Annotated in this window: 20 protein-coding genes and 3 pseudogenes; 15 read left to right on the top strand and 8 right to left on the bottom strand. The window is 58.1% G+C overall.

Annotated elements, in window-relative coordinates; genetic code table 11:
* Window positions 1-574 precede the first annotated feature (574 nt).
* Window positions 575-1,357, top strand: a complete 783-nt coding sequence (locus GR212_RS22835) for an IclR family transcriptional regulator (RefSeq protein WP_163989796.1) — start codon at window positions 575-577, stop codon at window positions 1,355-1,357.
* Between the two features lie 45 nt (window positions 1,358-1,402).
* Here the strand turns inward: GR212_RS22835 and GR212_RS22830 are convergent, their stop codons facing one another.
* Genes GR212_RS22830 through GR212_RS22820 form a run of 3 tightly spaced genes read right to left on the bottom strand, consistent with a single transcriptional unit; the run spans window position 1,403 to window position 4,202 of the window.
* A complete protein-coding gene (locus GR212_RS22830; protein ID WP_163989792.1) occupies window positions 1,403-2,626 on the bottom strand; it encodes a CaiB/BaiF CoA transferase family protein in 1,224 nt (407 codons plus the stop codon).
* 14 nt (window positions 2,627-2,640) lie between these two features.
* Window positions 2,641-3,780: a thiolase family protein gene (locus GR212_RS22825; protein WP_163989789.1), complete on the bottom strand. Its 1,140-nt coding sequence runs from the start codon at window positions 3,778-3,780 to the stop codon at window positions 2,641-2,643.
* The gene (locus GR212_RS22820) at window positions 3,777-4,202 is read right to left on the bottom strand and encodes a Zn-ribbon domain-containing OB-fold protein (RefSeq protein WP_163989786.1); all 426 of its coding nucleotides are present in this window, start codon (window positions 4,200-4,202) and stop codon (window positions 3,777-3,779) included. Before GR212_RS22820 ends, GR212_RS22825 begins: the two co-directional genes overlap by 4 nt.
* Before the next feature lie 283 nt (window positions 4,203-4,485).
* Here GR212_RS22820 and GR212_RS22815 point away from each other — a divergent pair, with 283 nt between their 5' ends.
* From GR212_RS22815 to GR212_RS37195, 10 genes and pseudogenes are all read left to right on the top strand, one after another.
* Window positions 4,486-5,952, top strand: coding sequence for an FAD-dependent oxidoreductase (locus tag GR212_RS22815; RefSeq protein ID WP_163989783.1), 1,467 nt, complete (start codon window positions 4,486-4,488; stop codon window positions 5,950-5,952).
* A gap of 1 nt (window position 5,953) precedes the next feature.
* Complete coding sequence (locus GR212_RS22810) at window positions 5,954-6,349, top strand: carboxymuconolactone decarboxylase family protein (protein WP_163989780.1); 396 nt, start codon at window positions 5,954-5,956, stop codon at window positions 6,347-6,349.
* 2 nt (window positions 6,350-6,351) lie between these two features.
* The gene (locus tag GR212_RS22805; protein ID WP_163989778.1) at window positions 6,352-6,912 is read left to right on the top strand and encodes a type II 3-dehydroquinate dehydratase; all 561 of its coding nucleotides are present in this window, start codon (window positions 6,352-6,354) and stop codon (window positions 6,910-6,912) included.
* A gap of 73 nt (window positions 6,913-6,985) precedes the next feature.
* Window positions 6,986-7,828 (top strand): ABC transporter permease subunit, encoded by an 843-nt coding sequence (locus GR212_RS22800; protein WP_163989772.1) that lies wholly within the window; start codon window positions 6,986-6,988, stop codon window positions 7,826-7,828.
* The gene (locus tag GR212_RS22795; RefSeq protein ID WP_163989769.1) at window positions 7,821-8,615 is read left to right on the top strand and encodes an ABC transporter ATP-binding protein; all 795 of its coding nucleotides are present in this window, start codon (window positions 7,821-7,823) and stop codon (window positions 8,613-8,615) included. Before GR212_RS22800 ends, GR212_RS22795 begins: the two co-directional genes overlap by 8 nt.
* Before the next feature lie 42 nt (window positions 8,616-8,657).
* A complete protein-coding gene (locus GR212_RS22790; protein WP_163989767.1) occupies window positions 8,658-9,638 on the top strand; it encodes an ABC transporter substrate-binding protein in 981 nt (326 codons plus the stop codon).
* Between the two features lie 85 nt (window positions 9,639-9,723).
* Window positions 9,724-10,638 (top strand): dihydrodipicolinate synthase family protein, encoded by a 915-nt coding sequence (locus GR212_RS22785; protein WP_163989764.1) that lies wholly within the window; start codon window positions 9,724-9,726, stop codon window positions 10,636-10,638.
* Window positions 10,635-11,378, top strand: a complete 744-nt coding sequence (locus GR212_RS22780; RefSeq protein WP_163989761.1) for an alpha/beta fold hydrolase — start codon at window positions 10,635-10,637, stop codon at window positions 11,376-11,378. Before GR212_RS22785 ends, GR212_RS22780 begins: the two co-directional genes overlap by 4 nt.
* A gap of 17 nt (window positions 11,379-11,395) precedes the next feature.
* Window positions 11,396-12,379, top strand: coding sequence for an amidohydrolase family protein (locus GR212_RS22775; protein WP_163989758.1), 984 nt, complete (start codon window positions 11,396-11,398; stop codon window positions 12,377-12,379).
* Window positions 12,380-12,724: 345 nt separating this feature from the next.
* Window positions 12,725-13,209, top strand: a pseudogene (locus GR212_RS37195) (Mu transposase domain-containing protein); the annotation flags it as partial.
* Window positions 13,210-13,239: 30 nt separating this feature from the next.
* Here GR212_RS37195 and GR212_RS22765 read toward each other — a convergent pair.
* Entirely contained in the window at window positions 13,240-13,584 is a 345-nt protein-coding gene (locus GR212_RS22765) for a hypothetical protein (RefSeq protein ID WP_204326715.1), read from the bottom strand.
* 2,073 nt (window positions 13,585-15,657) lie between these two features.
* The gene (locus GR212_RS22760) at window positions 15,658-16,563 is read right to left on the bottom strand and encodes a LysR family transcriptional regulator (RefSeq protein ID WP_163989755.1); all 906 of its coding nucleotides are present in this window, start codon (window positions 16,561-16,563) and stop codon (window positions 15,658-15,660) included.
* A gap of 100 nt (window positions 16,564-16,663) precedes the next feature.
* Here GR212_RS22760 and GR212_RS22755 point away from each other — a divergent pair, with 100 nt between their 5' ends.
* From GR212_RS22755 to GR212_RS22740, 4 genes are all read left to right on the top strand, one after another.
* The gene (locus GR212_RS22755) at window positions 16,664-17,281 is read left to right on the top strand and encodes a nitroreductase family protein (RefSeq protein WP_163989753.1); all 618 of its coding nucleotides are present in this window, start codon (window positions 16,664-16,666) and stop codon (window positions 17,279-17,281) included.
* Window positions 17,278-18,126, top strand: a complete 849-nt coding sequence (locus GR212_RS22750; RefSeq protein ID WP_163989750.1) for an EamA family transporter — start codon at window positions 17,278-17,280, stop codon at window positions 18,124-18,126. Before GR212_RS22755 ends, GR212_RS22750 begins: the two co-directional genes overlap by 4 nt.
* Window positions 18,127-18,630: 504 nt before the next feature.
* A complete protein-coding gene (locus GR212_RS22745; RefSeq protein WP_163989747.1) occupies window positions 18,631-19,107 on the top strand; it encodes a carboxymuconolactone decarboxylase family protein in 477 nt (158 codons plus the stop codon).
* Window positions 19,104-19,490: a DoxX family membrane protein gene (locus GR212_RS22740; RefSeq protein ID WP_163989744.1), complete on the top strand. Its 387-nt coding sequence runs from the start codon at window positions 19,104-19,106 to the stop codon at window positions 19,488-19,490. Before GR212_RS22745 ends, GR212_RS22740 begins: the two co-directional genes overlap by 4 nt.
* Before the next feature lie 156 nt (window positions 19,491-19,646).
* On the opposite strand, the pseudogene GR212_RS37190 reads toward GR212_RS22740, so the two are convergent.
* The 3 genes and pseudogenes from GR212_RS37190 to GR212_RS22730 form a co-directional block, all read right to left on the bottom strand.
* Window positions 19,647-19,763 (bottom strand): annotated as a pseudogene (locus tag GR212_RS37190) (alpha/beta fold hydrolase); the annotation flags it as partial.
* 68 nt (window positions 19,764-19,831) lie between these two features.
* Window positions 19,832-19,912, bottom strand: a pseudogene (locus GR212_RS37765) (type II toxin-antitoxin system VapC family toxin); the annotation flags it as partial.
* A complete protein-coding gene (locus GR212_RS22730; protein ID WP_163989741.1) occupies window positions 19,909-20,109 on the bottom strand; it encodes a type II toxin-antitoxin system VapB family antitoxin in 201 nt (66 codons plus the stop codon). The gene GR212_RS22730 and the pseudogene GR212_RS37765, both read right to left, overlap by 4 nt.
* Window positions 20,110-20,238: the final 129 nt, after the last annotated feature.

The raw sequence follows: 20,238 nt of genomic DNA, 5'->3' as shown, positions 1-20,238 counted from the left end.
TCTCGCTGATCCAGGGCGTCAAGGCCGGTCTTCCGGAAAGGTGATAGTGCTGAGCAACCGTGTCATTCATTGACCGGGAGGTAAGGGGTGCTGGCGACACCCTGCTCGGTAAAGTACCAAATCTTCCAAGGTATTTCGGAAAGCTCATCGAAGTCGTCCTGTTTGATGCGCCGGTTGCTTAGAACCACAATGTCCTTCATGAAGACCGCAGGACCGATGACGCCATCTATTCACCGCTGAGGACGCTACGGTTTAATGATTTGCGCCTGTCGGAGCGCGCCGAAGCGCCCGCAATAAGATCTATCGAATCCAGGTACCTGCAGCGGACTTCATTTAGCAACGCAAGATAAAAATATTGTGGGCAGAATCTTACGATTAAATGCGAAACGACGCTCCTTCAGCAAATCCGCCTCAGAGTCTACTCTAGGAGCAAATATCGGGCTGCTCTGGATCAACTCTGGCAATCAACAGTGCGATTCTTTTTTGTGTTCCTTGGTGCCGCCGCATGGTGCTTTGCACGGTGCATGAAAATGCTATGAAAGGCATACGAGAATTATTCGTTTGAGGAGACGCAATGAGTCGCGCTACCCGCGATCCGATCGCCAAGGCCCTCGAGGCCATTGTCCAACTTGTCGAATCCAGCAAGCAGCAGGTCGGCGTGCGTGAATTGGCCGCATCCATGCAGATCTCGCCGAGCAGCGCGCATCGGATTCTACTTAAGCTGGTGGATACGGGCTTTGTCGCCCAAGAGCGCGACAGTCAACGCTACAGCCTCGGCGTCGAGTTCTTCCGTATAGCCCAGCTCAGCTCGCGCAAGCTTTCGTTGCGTGACATCAGCCTGCCGGCGATGCAGCGCATCGCCAAGGAGTTTAACGAAACGGTCCTGCTTGCTGTCTATGATCCTGCCCGCCGCGGGATGTTTTTCTCGGCGAGCGTGGAGTCGACGCATCCTTTGCGCTACGTGATTGAGATGAACAAGTGGATGGCGATCCACGCCAGCGCGTCCGGCTTCGCCATCCTGGCTTTCCTAAGCGACGAGGAAGTTGAGACGATCATCAATCAAACGCATCTTTCGCCGCTAACGGCGAATTCGATTACCAATGCTGCTGAGGTCAGGCTGGAACTCGCCAAGGTGCGGCGCCAGGGCTACGCACTGTCGCGCGGCCAGCGAATTCCGGGTGCTGTCGGCCTTGCCGTCCCCATTTTTGATAGTATGCATCAAGTGGTTGGAGATATCTGCGTCACGATACCCGAACAACGCTTTGACTCAAGCCAGATAGACCCTCTCCTCCAAGCAATGCGCCGTTGCGTGCGGGATATCGAGGAGAAGATCGGCTCGAAGCTGTTGTCGCCGTGAGTGAGATTTAAGACAGCCGACAGAGTAGTATCGCGAGACATGATCTCAAGTCTCGGCCTTGTCGAGTTGGATCGAACCGCGGCTGGCTAGATTTTTGATCAGGTCACTCGAATACCCCAGCACCTCGCGTAGAACCTCATCCGTATCTTCGCCCAAGCGCGGCGGCATGCGGTTCCTGGCCTCCCGCGTGCCGTCCATGACGATGGGGTTGCCCATGACGCGAACCTGGCGCCCATCGGTGGCGGCAATGGTCGAGACCATTTGCCGATGTACGATCTGCGGGTCGGTAACAACTTGATCGAGCGTATTGACCACGCCCACCGGAACGCCTTCGGCTTCAAGCATCGGGCACCATGCCTGCGCCGTCCGGATCAAAAAGCATGGTTCCAATTCCTGCCAAAGCGCGAGACGGTTGACATGGCGCTGGTGACTATCGAGAAAGCGCGGATCGGAGATCAACCGTTCCAGCCCGAGCGTACGGCACATGCCCTGCCACATGCGGTCTGTGTTGGCGGTGATGACGATCTCGGTATCCTCCGCGCACAGGAAGCGGCGATAGGTGGCAAAAGAATCATGGCCAGTACCCTGCAATCCGGGTACTTTGCCGGTGAAAAGATAGTAGGCCGCCTGATAGGAGAGCATAGCGGCCTGGCAGTCGAGCATGGAAATGTCGATAGTGTCGCCTTCGCCGGTCGCGCTGCGACGTGCCAGCGCCGCAAGCACCGCGACCGCGGCATAGAGGCCGGCCGTGAGATCGCCGATCGGCACGCCGGAGCGCACGCTCGGGCCGCCCGGCTCGCCGGTGAGGCTCATCCCGCCGGAAAGCGCTTGGACAATCATGTCGTAAGCCGGCTTCTCGCGATATGGCCCGTCCTGGCCAAAACCCGAGATCGAGCACCAGATGAGCGAAGGCTTCTGGGCACGCAGCGCTTCAGCACTGAGGCCGAGCCTGGGCAGGACGGAGGGTCGGAAATTCTCCAGCACGACATCGCAGGAAAGCGCCAGTTCCCGGGCAATCTCCAAGCCTTCCTTCGCCTTCAGATCCACGACAACGCTACGTTTGTTGCGGTTTACGGAGTGGTAGTAGACGCTGTCGCCCGCCACAAAGTGCGGTGGGATCTGCCGCGAGGAATCTCCCTGTGGCCCTTCTAACTTGATTACCTCGGCACCGAGGTCGGCGAGAACCTGCGAGCCGAATGGACCCGACAGGAACTGAGTGAGATCGAGGACGCGAACGCCTTCGAGCGGAAGCTTCTTTGCGGTAACCATCGGATTGTGTCCGCCTATCGCGTAAAAATATGGATGCAGCAGACGCCGTGGTCGAAGCCAGAAATGCCGCCGCCAGTTGCATGGGACAGGCCTACCTTGGCATCAGGGACCTGACGGGCGCCGCATTCGCCGCGAAGCTGGCGCACGATCTCGACCGCCTGGGCGGCACCGGTGGCACCGATCGGGTGGCCCTTGGCCAGCAGACCTCCGGAAGGATTGACCGCGATCTTACCATCGATCGCGCTGGCGCCGCTTTCGATGAAGGCGCCAGCGCTACCCCTTTCGCAGAACCCGAAAGCCTCATAATAAAGTAACTCTGCGATGCTAAATGCATCGTGGACTTCGGCCACGTCGATCTCTTGCGGACCGAGACCGGCCTCCTCGTAGGCCTCCTTGGCGCCGCGCACGGTGATCTCAGGGATCGTCATGTCGCGAAACCCCGGGGTGTATTTGCCGGAAGTGAGATCGGATGCCGCGATGCGGACTGGATCGGAGCGGTACTGGCGCGCAAGCTTCGCCTCACACAGAATCAGCGCAGCGGCGCCGTCGCCCGTCGGGCAGCACTGCAGCAGCGTGAAGGGATCGGCAATAGGACGCGAGGCGAGCACTTCCTCGACTGTTACCGGCTTGCGCATCTGCGCATCAGGATTGAGCGCGCCATTGCGGCGATTCTTTACCGACACCAGGGCCAGTTGCGCTGGGGTTAGGTCATATTCGTGCATGTAGCGCTGCGCGCGCATAGCGTAGAGCGCTGGCATGACAAGGCCTTGGCTGACCTCCCAATCCTCTTTCTCAAGCGGCAGCGTGCCGCCGCCGAATTTGGTCAGCTTTTCGACACCGATCACTAGAACGACATCATATTCTCCGGACCGGATGGCCATCACGGCTTGCCGCAACGCGGATGAACTCGAAGAGCAAGCATTCTCGACATTGACGATCGGAATGCCGGTCAATCCGACCCGGCCGAGAATGCGCTGGCCCGCCATCATCCCCCCCAGCGCTGTACCGCAATATGCCGCCTCGATCTTGGCTGGCGCGATATCAGCGTCCTTGACGGCCATCTTGACGGCAGGCCAGCCAAGGTCGGCGAGGGTCTTATCGGGATATTTGCCGAACGGGATCAGGCCCGTGCCGATGACTGCAACGTCTCTCATGACACACCATCTGCAGAAAAAACGAAACTGTGTAGTTCCCGTCCATCGGGCTGATGTCCGACCGTATCGAGCGAAAGCGCGACTTCCTGCCCGATGGCAACCTTGCCTTTCAAATGGGTAAAGACGCGGACCCCGTTGTCGAAATCGACATAGCCGAGCGTCATCGGCTTTTCCCAACACGCCGGCCCGACATGCACGACTGTATAGGAATAGAGGGTGCCGTGGTCGGGCATGATCTCCTCGACCATTTCCTCGCCCATGCAGGCAGGGCAGACTTCTACGCGCGGAAACGTCCGCGCTCCGCATGTCTGACAACGCCCGCCGCGCAGGTGGGGTCGCCCGTCATCGTCAAAGCTCATCACCGCCGGCGAAAGCAGTTCTGCGTCTTCTTCTGATCGATTTTCAACTGCATTGTCTGCCATTGTCTGTGACACCATCCGTTCCTTTCAAGAGAACATGCGTTCTATAATGTTGCGATCCGAGGCTTAAGTCAATAAGCATTCGGCTCCACCCGACAATCGCGTCTCGTTCGCAATGCAGCGTTTTTTTCTGAAAAATGATTGTTCGGCAGCGAAAAATCGGGATTTAGCCGTTGCTCGGTAAAAGAAGTCTCAACGCGCTTGACAACTGCTCTCCAGCCGATAATTTAATATAACAAAACAAGTGTTCTGTTGAAAAGAACGTTATCGCTCTGGGAGGAGCCGAATGTCCGACTTTGATTCAACCACAATTTATGATGTTCTGGTCGCAGGCACCGGCATGGCGGGCTGGACTGCCGCCCGGCGTGCCCAGCAGCTCGGCCTGCGTGTGGTGGCTGCCGATAAGGGTGATGGGCCGGGTTCCTCCAATGCCCGTATGTCCGGCGGCTTCATGAACGCAGCCTATGTCGGCATCCGGGAGAAACCCGATGTCTTGAAAGCTTATGCCGAAGAGGTCACTTCGGGTCTGGCTCGTAAGGAGTTGGTCGAGGTATGGGCCGAGAACTGCTCCCGTACGATCGACTGGCTAGCAGGCGAGGACATCATCGCCGGTCTTCTGCCGGAACGCCGCGATCGCCTTTATATTCTGCCGTTCCGATTGACGCCACAGGGTCTGGCCGAATACGACCGCGAGCGTGGGCCCGACAAGGCGATGACTAGCCATGCCGCTCGCTTCGTCGAGCAAGGCGGGCTTTATATGCCGAACAGTCGCGTCATCGATCTTCTGGTTGATAGTGACGGGCGCGTCAGCGGTGCAAAAATTGAGACTCCCGATGGTATTTCTGAAATCCGCGCCCGCAACGTCGTTCTGTCCGACGGCGGCTTCCAGGCGAACCCGGAATTGCTGCGCAAATATGTCGGCCCGCAGGCCGACAAGATGAAGCTGCGCTCGATGAGTAGCCAGACCGGTGATGGCCTTGCAATGGCGCTGAAACTGGGTGCCGCGGTCGACAACATGAACTATTTCTACGGCCATATGCTGCATCTCGATTCACTGACGAATGACGGGTTGTGGCCATATCCGATCCTCGACGGCATCATCTCGGATGGCATTCTCGTCAACCGGCAGGGCCGGCGCTTTGTCAATGAGCAGATCACCGGCGAGGGCATGAGCCGGCTTGCCTTGTCGGGGGTTGGCGTAACCAATGCCGTCGGCCAGGGAGATGACCCGAGGGGCGCCTTCGTCATCCTCGATGCCGAATCCTGGAAGCGGCAGGGCTGGGACAAGGATCGCGGCGAGTTCCGCGGCACCAAGCCTGCAAACGATACGATCTTGGAGGCCGGCGGAACGGTCTATAAGGCAGACTCGCTTGTCGAACTTGCGCGTCAGGCCGACATCGATCCGCACGGTCTGGTCGCAACGGTCGAGGCATTCAACGCGGCGGCAACTGTTGGCAAGGCAGCCGGTCTGCCGGTGCCGCGCTCGGGTAAGCCGGATCCACTTACGATCGCGCCTTTCTACGCCGTACCGAGTGTCGCTGGCATCACCTTCACACTGGGCGGCGTTCGCATCAACCGCAACGGCCAGGTCCAGCATGAAAACGGCCATGCGATTCCGGGCCTCTATGCAGCCGGTGGTACGGCGGGAGGTCTCGGAGGCGGGCCTCGGGGCGGCTATCTCGGCGGCTTGGCCTGCGCCACCGTTTTCGGGCTGATCTGCGCTGAGCACATCGCTGCGACGAAGGCTGCCTGACATGAGCGAGAGCGAAGCCTGGAAGGCAGGAAATTCCATCCGTCGCGAGGTGCTTGGCGACGATTATGTCGATCGTTCGTACAGTGCGGCGAGCGACTTCACCCGTCTCATGGTCGACTATGTCACGGAACATTGCTGGGGCACAGTGTGGACACGGGAGGGGCTGGACAAGCGCACAAGAAGCCTCGTTACTCTAGCGATGCTGGCCGCTCTGCAGCAGGAGAACGAAATCAGCGCCCATGTTAAAGGTGCCGTTCGCAACGGCTGCTCGGTATCAGAAATACAGGAAACGCTGCTGCAGGCCATGGTGTATTGTGGCATTCCAGCCGGGATCAACGCGTTCAAGGCCGCGGACAAGTCCTTGCGTGAGGTCGCAGAACAGAGCGGGAGGAAATGATAGTGGAGAAAGAGAAAAACGGGCACGAATCGGAGCTGAAACGCCTGCTGCGTTCGAGCGATAAGGTCTGGCGGATCGGCATGATCAACGGGCCGAACATGACGAACCTGATCGACAGGCCGGTGCGCTCGAAAGGCACGCCGCACAGTATCGAAGACCTGGAAAATCAAGTAGAGACACTGTGCAACGCGCTCGGCGTCGTGCTCGCAAAAAGGATCTGCTCTGACTACGAGGGCGATATCCTCACCTGGCTACATGAGGAGACCCACAACGAGGAACTCGACGGGCTTATCATCAATCCGGCAGGTCTGACCTTCGGGGGCTATGCGACCCGGGCAGCAGTGGGCGAGACCGGCCTTCCGGTAATCGAGGTGCACTACCAGACGTCCAATAAGTGGGATGGGCTGGAATCCATTTTCACGCGCGCCGTGGTCGGTACCTGCATGGGCATGCGTCGCCATGGCTACGACGCAGCGATCGTAGCGCTCGTCGGCATGCTCGATTCCGGCGATTACGATCCGTCGGCTGCCATGCTGAAATCGCGCCGTCATCAACGCGCGTAGCCCGGAGTGAGGTTGTATGTCCGATGCTCAAACAATCCCTCCCGATCCGCCGCCGAAGGCAGGAGTCCACAGCGTGACCAAGGTGGGGGCCATCCCAAGGGTTCGCGATGTGGTCGAAGACGACGAAATCAAGCCGCTTCGCTCAGGAGGTATGTTGCACGGGATCGTGCGTCGCAACTGGTCGGCCTGGATGGCGACCGCGATTCTAGTTATCGTCTGGCAGCTTGCGGCGCCTCATATCTCCAACCTGCTCATTGTGCCGCCTCTCGATGTCTGGAAACGGGCAGTAGAGCTCTACCAAGACGGCACGCTGACGCAGGATCTGGTGGTCAGTGGCCAGGAATTCCTGTTCGGCATGCTGTTGGCGATCATCTGCGGCATCCCGATAGGCGTGATCCTCGGCATCTCGCGAGGCCTGGAAACGGCAGTCCAACCGCTGATGGCGGGCTTCTATTCGGTGCCGATCATTGCCTTCGGACCTGTGTTCATCATCGCCTTCGGGCTGGGTATTGGCTCCAAAGTTGCAGTCGTCTTCCTCTCCGCGATCTTTCCGATCATCATCAATGTGACTGCGGGCGTACAGGAGACGCCGGCCGCTTTCCTGGAAATGGGGCACTCTCTCAGCATCGGGCGCTTCGCCATCATCCGCAAGATCATCCTGCCGAGCACGTTGCCTTATACGATGGTGGGCCTCAGGCTTGGAGCGGCACGCGGACTGGTCGGTGTGCTGGGCGGCGAGTTGTTCGGTGCGACGGCGGGCGTGGGTTTCCTGCTCGTCAATGCCGCGCAACAATTCGATACGGCGGGCATGTATGTTGGGATCCTCTGCTTCCTGATCACCGGCATGCTCATTTCGTCCTTGTTTAAAAAGCTCAATCGATGGCTGTCTCCTTGGCACGAGGAAAACAATGAATAACGCAGCCCCCATCCAACTCACTGTCGATAAGGTCGACTATAGCTATCGGTCGAAAAAGCGGGCAACGCTGACAATCTTTCGACAGCTTTCACTTACCGTAGGCGAAGGTGAATTCGTCAGCCTCATCGGGCCGAGCGGTTGTGGGAAATCAACCATGCTGCGCCTGATCATGGGATTGCAGCTTCCTGTCTCCGGCACGATCCGCGTTGCCGGCACGGTGGTAAACGGGCCAAGCACCAAGATCGGTATGGTTTTCCAACAGGACGCCTTGCTGCCTTGGCGTACAGCGCTGAAAAACGTCTGCCTTGGGCTAGAGCGGGATCTTCCGCGCGACGAAGCCGTGCGGCGTGCTCATGCCGCGCTTGAACAGGTGGGGCTGGCGAAATTCGCCGACGCCTATCCGCACCAGCTCAGCGGCGGCATGCGACAGCGCGTCAACCTGGCGCGGGCGCTCGCCCTGTCACCAGAAGTGGTGCTGATGGACGAGCCGTTCGCGGCCCTTGATATGCTGACGCGCGAGCGCATGCAGGAACACCTGATCAACGTGTGGGAGCGTGACCGCAAGACCGTCGTCTTCGTCACGCATCAGCTAGAGGAGGCTGTTTTCCTTTCGGATCGCGTGATCCTGCTTGGGCCGGCACCGGCGGGCGTGCTCGCTGATGTCACTGTCAACCTTCCGCGCCCGCGTACGGCCGAAACAAAGAAGTCGGTACACTATCACCGGCAGGTTGACGAACTCGCCGGTCTTCTGGCGAAAGCCGAAGCGAGAGGCCCCCTGAATGCGTGAAGATTAAAAGCGTTTGATGGAGACAATGGGAGGAGAATGACTATGAAAAGCAAAAACAGATTATGGATTTTCGTTGCGGTCGCCGCTCTTTCGGCTGCGACCATGATCGCTGATGAACGTACTGCGAGCGCTCAGGAGAAGCAGACGCTGCGGATCGGTGTGCAAGGCTCGCTCTATCTGCCGGCGCAATCGGGCTATGCTTTCGCCACTGACCATGGGTCTTATGAAAAGGCTGGTCTCGACGTGCAGTGGACCAAGACCGGCACGGTCGCAGACTGCGCGCGTGCCATTGCTGGGGGATCGCTGGATGCCTGCACTGTCGAGGCCTTCGGTGCCGTCAATGCGGTGCGCGCCGTACCCGGCCTCAAGGTGGTCGGACAGCTGACCACCAAGGATAGGCACTATCTGGTTGCCAATCCGTCGATCAAAAGCATTAAAGACCTTGCCAACCAGAAGATCGGCACCGGTGAGCCGAGCAGCGTCCAGACGCTTTCCGGCAAGCAGCTTGTGAAGGCACTTGGCGGCAATCCGGATGATTCGACCTGGGTCAGCATTGGCGCGACCGTGGCGATCATCCAATCCTTTGCAAACCGCCAGGTGGCGGCCGCGATGGTGGTCAATCCCTTTCAGCTTACCGTTAAAGATTCCGTCATCCTTGGTGACACCGGGCAATCGACGCCGACCTATCAAGTTCTGCTTGCCAAGCCGGGTACTGATCCGAAGGTACTTGAGGGCTTGCAGCGCTTCATGCAGGTCACGCTGGCCGAAACCGATTACATGATCAATCCGGCCAACGAGGCCGACATCGAAGCGGCGTGGTCAAAATGGGTCAAGGTTGATCCGGACGTGCTGAAGCAGATCTACAAATCCTACCTGGATGAAAACCACTGGGCCGGGATCAAGGATAGCAAATTTGCGATCAACCAGGCGCAATGGGCGGACGTCGTAAAGCTTGAGAACCCGAACCTCGATGCGCCGACCTATATTGATGAATCTCTGCAGAAAGCGGCCTTCCCCTCGTAGGCGCCGCAAGATTGATACCTCGGAGCGAGGAGCGACCTCCTGACCCTACCTCCTTGCCGCAGATTTCTGAAAGGACAGAATCCAGATGGACAGATCCATCCCGCGCTGCTTCGTGATGTCAATCACCCCGTTCAAGGAAGACGGCTCCCTTGATGACAAGGCGATGGCGGCGCATGTCGACCGCATCGCGGCTACCGGCTGCGGCTTCTATATCGGCAGTCCCGGCACTGGCGAGGCGCACGCGTTGAGCGCTGCCGAACTCGACCGCATCTACCGCATCTCGGTCGAGACTGCGGGAAGCCGGGTGCCCGTCAACGCCAACCCTCCCGAAGCACGAACGCCTGATCGGGCGTTCGAACTGGCTCAAATTGCAATCAAAGCAGGCATTCACGCGGTTGAGATCTACACGCTTGATCCAGGCCATGGGATGGCGATGACTCGGTCCGAACGCGACGTTTACTATGATGGCCTGCTCGGAAAGATCGACCACCCCGTGACGTTATCGATACAGCGGCCGGTGGTTGCCAACTGGCAGCTTTCTATCGACGACATTGTCGCGCTCAAGGCCCGGTATGACAACATTGTCGGTGTCCACGTACAGGCAATGACGACGCAGTTCCGCGTCAATCTGCGTGACGCATTAGATGGCACCGTCGCTATCTATGGTCCCGCGCCGGCCGCCCTCCAGGATATGCTGGTCGGTCTCGACGGCTTCCAATCGGCGGAAGGTAACGTGTATCCCGAACTGGTTGCCAAAGTGGCTGCTGCCGGGGCAGGGGGGGATATAGAAGAAGCGGCGCAATCGTTCCGCAAGGTGATGAGCTTCCTCGGCCGTGTCGAGCGGTGGGGGACTGCGGTGCGTTGGTCGAAGCTTGCCTTGCAGGCGCTCGGCCTGCCCGGAGGCAACGGCGTGGTCAGGCCGCCATACGTTTATCCGTTCGGCGACATCGCAGAGATACGTGGCATCCTCGACAGCATTGGCCGGCCGGAGGGAACGTGAGTACCCATGCCGGTGCCGTGGTCCTGCTGCATGCGGCGGGGCTGGATCGACGCATGTGGAACGGCATTGCCGCTTCGCTGCTGGCGCGCGGCCATGTCGTGCACACACTGGACTTGCCCGGGCATGGCGGCAAGCGGACAATTGCTGTCAATGACATGGAAGCCATCGCCGCCCATGTTGCAGATGAGATTATCGGTCTGCCGCGGCCATTGAACCTGGTCGGCTTATCGCTTGGGGGCATGGTCGCACAGCTGGTGGCTGGGACGATGCAGGCTCACATCGGCAAACTGGTGTTGTGTGACACGATGTGCGGACCCCGCGAAGAACTGTCCAATGCGCTTCGCGCACGCGCTGAACGGACCCGCAGCGTCGGTGCCGTCGGCATGATCGAGGAAACCGTCGCACGCTGGTTTGGTCCGGCAACGCTCGATACGGGCGCGCCGATAGTTGGAATCGTTCGCGGCTGGCTGGCGGAAGCGGACACCGAAGCGAACGCGCGCAGCTGGGAGGCGATCGCAGGGTTCGACGCGCGTCCGGCTCTGGCGAAGCTTCGGGATGTACCGTCCCTGGTCGTTTGCGGAGCGCTTGACACCGCTACGCCACCGGCGTTTTCGAACGAGATAGCTGACCTATTGCCCGGGAGTCGCATGGTGCTGCTGGAAGGTCTTGGGCATATGGCGCCGCTTGAGGACGAGAACGGTTTCGTAAAGCTGGTAGCGGAATTTCTGGAGGCGGAATGAGCGATATTGCAAACGCAGTGGCCGAGGAAATCCTTGAGCCTGGCATCGAGATCATCGATGCGCACCATCATTTCTACGATCCAGGCCTGCACCACGGTATCCACCAGCAGTTTCTCGTTCCGGATCTGCTTACCGCGGCCAACAGTGGTCACCACGTCGTCGGCTCGGTGTTCGTCGAGTGTTCATGGCGGTGGGAACGCGACAAGGGGCTGCTCTGGGCGCCATTGTCGGAGGTGAAAGCTGCCGTGGCTAGTGACGGCGAAGCCCGAAAGGCAGGGTTCCCTGGCGTTGCGACGGTTGCCCATGTCGACTTGCGACAGGGAACGGCCGTTGGCGAAGTCCTCGACGCCATGAAGGCGGTCGCTGGTTCCCTGTTGGTCGGCATCCGCCACGGAACGGTCTTCGATGACGATCCCGCGGCACCGAAAAGCCGCACTTGCGATCGACCCGGCCTGATGTCCGATCCGATCTGGCGGGCCGGCCTATGCGAGGTCGGACGTCGCGGCCTTGTGTTCGATGCGATGGTCTTGCATCCGCAACTGGGTGAACTCGTTGACTTGGCGCGCTCGCTTGCTGCTGACGTCCGCATTGTTGTCAATCATTTCGGCGCACCCGTCACCTTCGGGCACTATGGCCTCGAACAGAACGAGGTCCTCAAGCGCTGGCGTGCCGACATGGTTGAGCTGGCTCGATGCCCAAACGTGTTTCTCAAGCTCGGCGGCATCGGCAATCCTTTTATGATGCGGGGGACGCCTGCGCCATATGGGTCCCGTTCGTCCGAATGGATCGATCGCGTTTGGGGAGACGACATTCGCTGGCTGATTGGCATGTACGGACCGGAGCGCTGCATGTTTGAAAGCAACTATCCGGTCGACCGGATGGTAGCGTCCTATCCTGTACTCTGGAACGGCCTCAAACGCATTGTTACGGCGGCAAGCGCGGAGGAGAAGGAACAGCTGTTTAGTCGGACCGCACGCCGCGCTTACGGGCTCATGTTTTGAGGCAATACTAGCGGTCCTGCCGGACTGAGGGACCGGGTCGACTTTTCTGCACGCCGGTCAACAGTGACAGTCAAATTTCCATTTGTGACCATTCCTTGTGGCTTTTGAGATGGTGTCCCACGATTTAAATATCCTGGAAACAGTCCTGTTCTGACCGGGAATTTGTGATCTTGGATTGCTTAGGAGTAGATAGCACGCGAAGAAATGCGGCGCCAACGGTGCGCGTGCTCGCCGAATACAGCAACAATTCGGGAGGCTTCAAATCCAACCCAAGACCCCTGAAAGGATTATGTTCTCGACCGAATGACCGTCGAGCAGTTTCGGACACGGCTCCCGCGCGCTCGATGCACGCGTGCGTCCGGCTAGGAGAAAGGGCAAGTTGAGAACCAGGTCGGCCTGTGCGGGAGCGGTTCTTCACACCACCCCTCAGGGTCAAAAGTCTGGAGGAACTGAATGTCTGCCTGCTCGACAAATGCGTTGCTTATGCCAATGCCCATGGCCATCCCGAACGGACGGCGCCGATGTTCGAGGCGGAACGCGGCTGCCTCGTGCATTAGTTTGGCCGGTTCGACGGTTTCCATTGCGTGCCAGCCTCGTGTCAAAGACTTGCACCGTCCGCTTCGACAATAACAAATACCCGGTCCTGTCGACGGCTGCCACGCCGAGGTTCGCGCCTATGCTGATCGGATTGTCATCAAGCAGGATGGAGTAACGGTTGCCGAACACCGGCGCAGCTTCGGCCGCGGCGACACTGTCTATGATCTCCCTATGGAGGGAGATCGGATCATCAAGTACCCGTCCGAGCGCTTTCTCCCGATCGCTCTCGTTCCACCAATGCGGGACGCGAGGTTCGGATTGTTTTACTGCTTGCTGGCCCCCCCAGGCGGAAGATTTGGCGCTTGTCGCGTATCGCCGCCCCCGTAATATTTCTGAGCATCGTGTAGCCTCCGTATCGATAAGCGCTTCTCTTGCGGCTGATCGCGACTGAAGTGAGCAGCGGCGGTCAAGCTGGCGAGGTCGTGAAGCTTGTCAAAATCCGTCACGCCCTTTCGATAAAGCCTGATCAGTTCCGCCGCAAACGCCTCGCGGTTCATTTCCGTCAGATGAAACCATGGCTGGCCAATCACAGCGTCAAAAATTTTCTGGAGATTGGCGATCTCGTCCGGCTGGAGCACTCCTTCGATTAGGTGGTGGTAGCGCTTCATTTTCCTCCTCCCTATTTTAGCTCATCCTATTTTTCATCCTCCTCGATATTTAGGCAAGAGCTTGCCTTGAAACGCCGTTTCAATCACATCATTTTGAAATGGCTTGGCGGGCGGCGGAGCGTGGCACGCGGCGAGTGAAAACCTGTCTAGGGCGTGCCCGCATGGAAGTGACCTACAAATGGACCGACAGCATACCGTGGCTGTCCTATCACAAGACGAGACCGCCTGTTTCTGGTGCCCACGCTGCCGGATAGACAAGACTATAGCATCAACTCGCTGCTCGATGTTCTGGCGCTGTCAGCGTCAAGAGCCTGCCGGACGTCGCTCCAAGGCAGTCGGCTGCAAGGACTACGATGCGTTTCGAAAGATCGAATGGTCTCCTGAGGTGCTAATTTTGCGCGGTTATTTGGAACTTGGTGATATGACAGTGGGCGCGATCTCCGAATGGCGGATTCTACGTGCGAAGTGCCGTTGCGGGCGTCTCCGCTGGATCAAATCGACAGAACCTCCTCCGTAGGTTTGGCCCCGACGCCCATACAATGCCTCTCGAAAAGGTGCTGAGGGGGCGCCGATGCGACCAGCGCGGCTGGGCGATCTTCATCTGCCGTATGGAGAGGAGGTAGGGCGCGGAGGCTTTTGCCGCACCCTAACGAGTCCGTCACTGACTGGATATGATCAGCTTCGGTCTCATAAATTTCCCATCGGGAGAGATTGAGCGCGTCCGTCCGGCGTGCCATGGTCTGTCGCCTGTGCAAGGCGCAGGTGCGATAAAATGTTGCGACATTTATCCAGCGGGACGTTGGCCAAGCCCCCTCCTACTGCCGGTGCAATCCTCAGAGCGCCGGGCACCCGCCTTTCCCTTGACTTTCACGTTGGGATGAGGAACTTCGGATGGGGATAACCGTTTATCTCTTGAAGGGTATTTTCACCCTTCAACCCGCAGCACTTCTCTAACGGCCCGTTAGCGCGGGCCTCTTTTTTGACGATTTTGACGATGCGCAACCCGGCGCCATGATCCTTTGAACGCACGCATGTGGCATGTAAGTATTTGCATGCCTGCAAGGCAAGGGTGCGATAGGATATCCTGTTCTCTGTCGGATGAGCTTCGCCACACCCTGCTCATCGCCGCGACGTCGCCTATATCGTCAGCGGCCACCCTTCCCATGAGGTGCATAGCCTCATTTCAAAATGACCTCGTGGGATTGAAGCTACTTTTTCAGAGTGGCATGATCGTTGAGCCTATACGGCACGGGCGGGCAGCTATCGAGAAGGGCTGTCTGGCGGGTCATTCCCTATCGACCTGTCGCCGGAGCGAGGGCATTGCTCCGGCCGCCCGATTTGTAAGCGTAGCGGGAACATTTCTTGGATTTGCTAGTTTTTACGCACAGGAGGATAGCCCTCCTCCTTTCCGACGTCTCCCACTACTTTGGCCCAGTCGTAAGACAGGGCCTTTCTTTTCTTCGAGTTCTCGGCCCGACGGCTGCGCCGCCGGGTGCCGTTTGCCGCTGCAAACTAAATGCTAAGCGAGAGAATTTGCCCCACGGCGCGATCCGTCAGTGACGGCGGCACAAGCGCATTCAAGGCATTGAACCGTCGGCTACGGGGACAGGTGCGACAGTCCCTAACTTTGCGCTGTCTGGTGGGCGACAGTACCAAGCTTTGCCCATCGTCGCATGCCCCCAAAATCTCTTGCGATCACTTGGTTGAATCAATCGCTACTGCGGTTTCAACGCAGCGAGCGCTTGTTAAAGGCGGCTGCATCGTTCGCGTGATCGGGCTTCTGTATGCCTCTTTCTTTTCCGCCTCGTTGGCAGGCACCATCTGCAAGATATCGACCCCGATCGGCTGCCCGTGGAGTTGCAGCTGATTCTGCGCAGCGGCGAGCCGCCCAGCGAGGTTATCGACCACGTTGGCGAGAGCGGCGACTTCTCGAAGAGAGGCGGTTAAACGCGCTTTCTATCTGGCCGCCATTGGCATTCTCACAAGTCTCCTCGCGTTGCCTGGATCTCCTGACTCCCCAACCTGATCTTCGCCTTATCACCGAGTGTCGGTATCGAGACTCTTCCTGACCGATTAATCGCGTGCAATCTGATGGCGTCCGAACTGGAAAACAAGAAAATCGAGAAAGGCCCGTATTTTCGGAGCCAGGTGCTGGCGTGAGGGATAGACCGCGTAATGCGTGATCTCTGTTGTGCCCCAATCTTCCAACGCTGCTTCTAGCCGTCCCTGCTGCAGGTCCTTCGCAACGTAGGGAAGCGGAATGAGACTAATGCCCATGCCTGCGCGTAGCGCGTCGCGAACCGCAAGGCTTGAGGACACAGAGTAGCGTGCTCTCACCGCGATACGTTCAATCTGTCCATCCCGGGTGAACTCCCAGACATCAGCATTCCCGCCGTAAGGGAAGCGCACGTGGTGCAGCATATTCAGATCGGAGGGTGCGTGCGGCTTTCCGTGAATCTCGAAATAGGACGGAGCCGCACAGAGCACGTGCGACATCATTCCCAGCTTCCTGGCAATGAGGCTTGAATCTTCGAGGTGGCTGTAGCCGCGAATGGCGAGATCGAATCCTTCCCGGATGATATCCACACGACGGTCGTCGAGATGCAGCTCAAGGCTCAGATCGGGATAGCGAGCGAGGAACTCGGGAACACGTTCGGAAAGACGGACCAGCGCGACGGTCATGGGAGCACTCACCCGCAACGTGCCAACGGGCGACGATTTGGCGGGAGAAAGCGCCGCTTCAGCTTCGGTCAGAGCATCGAGACCGCGGGTGACGTGTTCAAGGTACATTTTACCCTCTTCTGTCAGCGCCATGCGCCGAGTGGTTCTGTTGATCAGGCGCACGCCTAAATACGTCTCCAATTCGGCAACGTTCTTGCTGACGGCCGGAGGAGAAAGGCCCATTTTGCGCCCGGCTTCAGCAAAACTGCTCAACTCGGCGACATGTCGAAACACCCGCAAAGCCGTGAAGTGATCCATTGAATTATTTCCTGCTGGAAGAGAATCTCTTCTAAAATTACATCATTATCACTGCTCGGTAAATTCTCTATCTCTTCGACGAACGCAGCAGGAGAGAACCATGCCCCATCCGACAGTCGCTCTTATCGAGCAACGTGTTTCCGCCAGGCGCTTTGACCCATCTCACGTCCTGACGCGTATCGAGATCGAGGAACTTGTCCGTCTCGCAACGCGTGCACCGACGGCCTTCAACCTTCAGAACTGGCGGTTTATTGCCGTCCTGACACCGGAAGCGAAAATGAAGCTGCGTCATTTTGCCTATGACCAGCTCAAGATTTCTGACGCCGCTATGACGTTTATCATTTGTGGTCAGTCACCCGACTACGCGACCGTCAGTGAACGACTGCGTCCAGCTGTCGAAAGTGGCCTTATGACCGAAGCAATGGCTTCGGAGTGGCAGGAAGAGGCGCGTGCAAAATACGACGACAATCCCAAAGCGGCGCGTGATGAAGCCATTCGGTCGGCAGCGCTCGGTACAGCAACGCTGATCTATGCGGCCGAAGCGACGGATCTCAAATCGGGATCGATGGGGGGCTTCGACGCAGACGCCGTTTCGCATGAATTCGGTCTCGCGCCAAGCGAGATTCCCGTCATGCTTGTTGCTGTCGGCCGTGCCGCGCCCGGCAATTGGTCCCAAAAGCCGCGTCGTCCGCTCTCGGAGGTTCTCCGCATATCATGAAACAGGACTTATCAGACCTGTCTTTGACAGCGATCGCGCCCATCGTGTGGGGCAGCACCTATATCGTGTCAACCGAGTTTCTGGCGGGCTTTTCGCCAATGTCCGTCGCCATGCTGCGCGCGCTGCCCGCTGGCCTCCTGTTGCTGGCGATTGTACGCCAACTACCGACCGGCATCTGGTGGCTCCGCTCCTTCATTCTTGGTGCACTCAACATCTCGATCTTTTTGAGTATGTTGTTCGTTGCCGCTTACAGGCTTCCCGGCGGCGTCGCTGGAACAGTGCTTTCATCCCAACCTCTGATCATCGTGTTCCTGGCTCGACTTCTGCTATATGACCGATTGCGGCCATTGGCGGTCGCTGCAGTTTTGATTGGTATGGTAGGCGTGGCTTTGCTAGTGCTGACCCCAAGCGCTGCGCTTGACCCGGTGGGCATCGCAGCCGGATTGGCCGGCGCGACGTCCATGGCCGCAGGCGTTACGTTGGCACGCAAGTGGCAGCCTCCTGTATCGCCTCTTGTCTTCACCGCATGGCAGTTGACAACCGGCGGCTTGTCGTTGGTTCCCGCAGTTTTTTTCGTTGATGGCTCCGTTCCCACCCCGACGGTTCTCAACCTGATAGGCCTTACATGGCTTGGCCTGATCGGCGCGGCTTTGACCTATGCTCTCTGGTTCAGGGGGATTGGACGATTGGCGCCTTCGGTCGTGTCGTCGCTCCTGTTCCTAAGTCCGTTGACGGCGGTTTTGCTCGGCTGGGTTTTCCTTGGACAGTCTCTAAACGCTCTACAAATTACCGGTATCGCCCTTGTTATCGGCAGTATCTGGCTCAGTCAGCGTACGAACGATTGATCGTTTGCTCTGACAGCGGGAATCTTGCGAAGGAAATATCCATGTCATCAAAAATGCCGGTTTTGTTTGCCCTGGAACCAGCGCTACCCGCTGAAGAATTTCAGGTAACTCTGGCTGCCTGGAAGCTTTCCGAGCAGCGCCCCGCCGAAGATCTGCAGCGGCTCGAAACGATGCTGTGTCGGGCAGCTCTCATTGTGAGGTTCGTGATCAGGGCCGCCTCGCCGGCATGTCACGTGCGATCACCGGCTTCTCCTACGTTGCTATCCCTCCGATGTAGCGATCGACATTGCTTGTCAGCGCGGTGGGATCGGGAAGCGGCTGATAGCCGAGATGCAACGGCCGGCCGGAATGAACACCACGCTCATCCTCGCCGCACGACAGTGGAAACCTATTAACCTCGGATCGGCACGAAACCCGTTCCACGCGGCTGGGCCATTCCCAATCAATGGTCAGCAGCGGCCGATCGTCTTCCGAATGATATACCGAAAATTGGAGCTAATCGTTATGAGCATTCGCATCGACTATCCCAACGTCTCACCCGCAGGCATCAAGGCGCTCGGGAGCGTCTACAGCTATGTTAGCCAATCCGGCTTGGATGAGACGCTTCTGTTGTTGGTTTATCTTCGCATCTCGCAGATAAACGGCTGCGCCTATTGTCTCGATCTTCATACCCGCGACCTGGTCAAAAAGGACGTCAGTGTCGGCAAGCTCGCGGTGTTGCAGGCGTGGCGCGAAGCCGGTGCGGCCTTCGACAAACGCGAGCTTGCCGCCTTGGCTTGGGCGGAAACTGTCACCCGCGTCGCCGAAACGGCTATTCCCGATGATGAATTTCGAGCCGTATCGATGGTCTTCAGTGAAAAGGAGATTGTCGATCTGACGATTGCCATTGGCATCATGAATGCGTTCAACCGCATCGCCATTGGCTTTCGCCGTTCGCCCGCAATCGCTCGCGCGACCACATCTGAAAATGGCAATCAATGATTATAAGTTTTAGCAACGAGCTTGTGGTTGCCGGCCGACTGCTCTTGGGCGGTGCCTTTGTATTTGCCGGACTGCGCAATATTCAGAACCGGGCGGTCGTCACTGAAATTATGAAGGCGCGCGGGGTACGTCGAGCGGGTGCCGTCTTTTTATTGGGCGTCGGCGTGCAAGCTGCGGCAGGCCTGTCGCTTGCCGCCGGCATTCGCACTGCGGAAATGGCCGCCGTCCTGCTTTTGTTCGTCATCGCGGCAACGGTGATGTTCCATAATTTCTGGGACTATCAGGGGCAGGATCGCGCGTCACGGATCAACAGCTTGGTTGGCAATGTCGCAATCACCGGTGGGCTCATCGTCCTGATTGCTGGGGCGATGGAAAGACCTTAGCGGGCTTAAGCCGGATCGCGATGGTCTGTTGATGATTTCGGCTTTGTGCAGAAAAGCCGAAATCCAGGCCTATCGAACTCGTAAGTCATGAAAGGCTGGGCCGGGCAGCATTCAAAGCCTTCAATGCAATCGAAACACGCGACGATTCCCGCGATATCAGCTCTTTATGAAAGCGAGAATGTCCTGATTGAGCACGTCAACGTGGGTCGTGAGCGTGCCGTGCGGGAAACCTTTATAAGTCTTCAGCCTGCTATTCTTCAGCAGCTTTGATGGGGCGCGCCGGTTCTGATCCCTTCAAGAGCGGAGGTCGTAAAACCTATCTGAAGCATCAGACCTATAACATCAGCATTGGTAATCCTGCGCAGTTTCGCGTCGGCTGATCGAAAATGATCAATACAGATCGAAGTGTCTGCTAATATCACTTGACTGGTGCGCTCTGGCGCCGGGGAGGTGCCTCGGCCTCCAGCATAGTTCCTCCGAGCGCGATGAGGCGTTTCCCGGACTCTACATGAACAAGCGTCTCCAATGCCTGGCGAACGAGCGCCGCGGTTTCCTTAGTCCCTGTCAATGATTTCGCCCTATCCATGAGTGTGTCGTCGAGATCGATAGTCGATCGCATTAGTCGAATCCCTTACGCATCGGATAAAACAGGACCGGTTGGTGATGAGATCAGGGGGCCGCAGGAAGGATCGTGAAGATGGCCTTACAGTCGAACGGCGTTTGGAAAGCCCGGTTAAACAATGGCATT

It is taken from the genome of Martinezella lusitana, assembly GCF_010668395.1.
GTDB lineage: Bacteria > Pseudomonadota > Alphaproteobacteria > Rhizobiales > Rhizobiaceae > Rhizobium > Rhizobium lusitanum_A.
This window is presented reverse-complemented; position numbering and strand designations above follow the sequence as displayed.